Here is a 3472-nt window from a genome sequence, read left to right as displayed (position 1 = left end):
ATCATTTCCTTTCCTCCTGTACGCCTGTTAATTTCCAGTTACAGTGTACAGGATTGGTTTGATCGGGTGGTCAACTTTTTGGTGATCAATGGGTTAAAATTGGTACACTTTTAGTTTAGCAAATACACCATGTTTTCCCCCCTTTGGGAGCACCGGCAATAAGAGTAACGTGCCCTTTTGGAAGTAATCCAGGTACAGCAAAGTCTATTCGACTATGCCTGTTTGGATTAGGCTTTCTAACTAAGCCGTTTAAGTCTAGTGGCCGCTCAATACTGTTGTCATAATCAAACAATTGTTTTCACCCTTTCTGGCAGTTTTATTCCCCTTTCATAATTTGATAAGGGAAACTACCATTGACAAAATCGTATCATTTAGTTTACATATTGTCAACTAATATGTTGCTTGACAGGAAGCATTATTCTTGCTATAGTTACACTATACAAATGTAAAGGGGTGCTAATCTTGAGCGAAATCGGAAATATAATAGCAAGGTACAGGGAAATGCAAGGCTTGTCTCAAAGAAAGCTTGCTTCTTTGATTGGATTATCCCATGGATATCTAGCTAAAATCGAAAAAGGTACGGAAAATCCATCATTAGAAACATTAAAGGCAATAGCAGAAGGTTTAGGAATCCCTGTTTCAAAACTACTAAAAGACAATCAGAACAATAATTTCGATTGGTTTTATCAGTTACCGGTTGAATATCAGGAGTTTCTCAAAGACATTAATAGCCGTGAATATATAAGATTAGCATATTTTATGTACGCAAATAAATACCCTTCAAGTTCCGTTAAGGGACTGCTGTCGTTACTATGGCATTTCGCAAACAAATATTCCAATATGGTTTCCGAGAGAAAGCCGAACAAAAGCCTGTTAGATACAATTAGTAGTGTATCAGAAGGATATTTTGAAACGGGTTTAAAACACGGGCTTTATGAGCGATGAGTTTCTTAATGATGGCCTATTAAGACAAAACCAGGATATATTTTCCGTTAGTACCTAGGCATTGATTTAAAAGTCTCCGCCTTGTTCGGTGCCCCACCGGGTAAAATAACCTGGCTGTATTCCGAACGACTTACCAGCCTACAATTAGTGGTAATAATATGGAAAAGCCATTATAAATTAATACACTGGGAGGACATACAAATAAAATGGATTGTCTTAATCGAAAAAAGTGTCGGAATGTATAATTACATATAAATGTAATCCTTTTGCGGCCTTTTAAGGGCCGCTTTTGTATTTATTAAGCGATTTAAGCAGCCGAGCCGCGCCAGACTTGGTTAAGCCTACAGGCTTAATACATACGGCCTGTAACCCGCGATGATACCATGGATGGTCACCCAAAAGGGGAGCGCACTCTGTGCCATATTACCGGACATGGGCAGAGTAGTAATAGCGACGAAGGTTGGAGATGAGGTTAGCTTAGATTCCCGTAAGGAAAAATGGAGGTGGTTACGATGTTAAAGAAACTGAAGGACTCCCTGGCCTATATCTGGCACAAAGTAGTATATGCCTTCACTGGTTGCCATAATATTCAACTGGTTGATACCAATAATTGCAAAAGCACAACTACAGTGGCGGTTGGCATGGTGGCCGGCTTAATGCTTACAGCGTTGGCATGGCCACTTATTAAATTCCTGGCCACTTCTGTTGCATTATTAGTAATGATGGTAACTTTCTACTTAATCGTACTGTTTGTGGTGGTTACCATGTTTTACTTCTGCATCAGGGCCGCTGGAACAATCATAGGCTAAGGATGCAAATTACCATCTGAAAGAATGTTAATCTGAAAGAATGTTAATCAAAGTAAGCCCGACCAGCAAATAAACAACTGGCCGGGCTTTTTCTGTGCCTATAAACCGATAAATATGGCTGGCAACCACAACTGCCGAAGGGAGATGTTCTATGTTTTCATTCGAAATGCTGCTTAACAAGGACGCTGCAGAGAAAAAGGCAGCCGGTCGGGGTGCCTACCACAAAAGTGGTCGTCGCGGAGCTAAGGGTGTCTCCAGTGTCATCCTACCCTTTGAAACCCTCGACCGCAGGCGTGAGCCCGGGTACCGGGCAAGCAGGTGCATTTGCTACAACCTTTACGAGGCTGCTTCAGGCACCAATGATTATCTAACTTCAACTCCATCAAAAGGTTAATATCAAAGGGGGCATGATAGTATGTCTGCACAGGACAAAAACAAAATCACTACTCTGGATTATAATAGAGTTGCTTACGATGACGACGACATTCACTTCGCAGAGATAGAGGGCAATTTAAACATTCCGGCTGAGCACGTGACTCTGGGTAACGTGACAATATTACGGCTCCTACCGCAGGAACTTCCGATAACGCTTCGTGAGCCCAGCGCCGCAATCAGGTCTGGGCTCTCTCCATTCTGGCCGGCAGATGATCCTGTTACAGACGAACTTTACTACAGACAGGCACTGGTTGAAGAAATAAACGGAAACAAAGACGTAGTACCGCTCCGCGAACTTGCCCTGAGTGGAAAGCCTCTAATCCAGCACGTACTTGACTTTGAAGCCTGCGATCGATTTAAGAAAACCCACCAACCAGCGGGGGAACTATACCTGCATTCTTATTACGGTGTTGTCGAAGTGATTAAACACTATTCCGAGACACAGTGGCTCTGCCGGATAAACCACGCCGGCAACATAGAATCCGATACCCATTATTCTGTCAACTTTGATCAGTTCTCCAATCGTCACCGCCTACTGACACAGCGAAGCAAGGTATTCCATCCTTCCGAATTGACTCCACTTGAACAGCTAAAAAAGATGAAGCCCGTCAATGAATACCTTTATGCAGGCTATTCCGATGTTCCCGTTGTGGCTGAAACCAAGGCCTGCTACAAAATAGTCCGCAAGAAGAAGGATATCGTAAAGGGTCAAATTACTGGTCACAGCACCGGATTAGAGAACAAGGTAAGAGCGTTAAATTACAGTAACAGGCAAATTGACAACACCATGAAGGGCCTGGACGAATTCGTGCGCATTCTGGCCAATCTGCCCCGGCCGGTTAAGACCAAAATGATATGCGGCGGCAAGAACAAACTCAAGACTGTCAAATATCGCGAAGCTCCCCGTGTTGTAGCCGTTGGTGAGGACACGGGACGATATTACATCACGCCTGCCTGGATGCTTTTCAATATCACCAACGGCAGGCGCTACCGCTGGCAAGATCCATCCTCTTATGAAGTGCCCGAGCCACCAACCTGGTTTACCTATGACCCAGCTTCAGAGGATCCGGGATACAATGGCTACCTGGCGGAAGTACCGGAGATAATCGAAAAAGATAATACAACTCCGCAAGCAGTTTACATGAACAAGAGAAATTGTATTTGCTAAACTAAAAGTGTACCAATTTTAACCCATTGATCACCAAAAAGTTGACCACCCGATCAAACCAATCCTGTACACTGTAACTGGAAATTAACAGGCGTACAGGAGGAAAGGAAATGAT

4 protein-coding genes are annotated in these 3472 nt (G+C 43.3%); all 4 read left to right on the top strand.

Going from position 1 to position 3472, the window contains the following annotated elements; genetic code table 11:
• Positions 1 to 462 precede the first annotated feature (462 nt).
• Complete coding sequence (locus Pmgp_RS18875; RefSeq protein ID WP_192903030.1) at positions 463 to 945, top strand: helix-turn-helix domain-containing protein; 483 nt, start codon at positions 463 to 465, stop codon at positions 943 to 945.
• A gap of 512 nt (positions 946 to 1457) precedes the next feature.
• A complete protein-coding gene (locus Pmgp_RS18870; protein ID WP_134216174.1) occupies positions 1458 to 1754 on the top strand; it encodes a hypothetical protein in 297 nt (98 codons plus the stop codon).
• A gap of 151 nt (positions 1755 to 1905) precedes the next feature.
• Positions 1906 to 2148, top strand: a complete 243-nt coding sequence (locus tag Pmgp_RS18865; RefSeq protein WP_134216172.1) for a hypothetical protein — start codon at positions 1906 to 1908, stop codon at positions 2146 to 2148.
• A 21-nt stretch (positions 2149 to 2169) separates the two neighbouring features.
• Positions 2170 to 3357 (top strand): hypothetical protein, encoded by a 1188-nt coding sequence (locus Pmgp_RS18860; protein WP_134216170.1) that lies wholly within the window; start codon positions 2170 to 2172, stop codon positions 3355 to 3357.
• Positions 3358 to 3472: the final 115 nt, after the last annotated feature.

It is taken from the genome of Pelotomaculum propionicicum, assembly GCF_004369225.1.
In the GTDB taxonomy this organism is placed as follows: domain Bacteria; phylum Bacillota; class Desulfotomaculia; order Desulfotomaculales; family Pelotomaculaceae; genus Pelotomaculum_B; species Pelotomaculum_B propionicicum.
The sequence above is the reverse complement of the archived record's forward strand: the minus strand, read 5'-3'. Positions and strand labels throughout refer to the sequence as shown.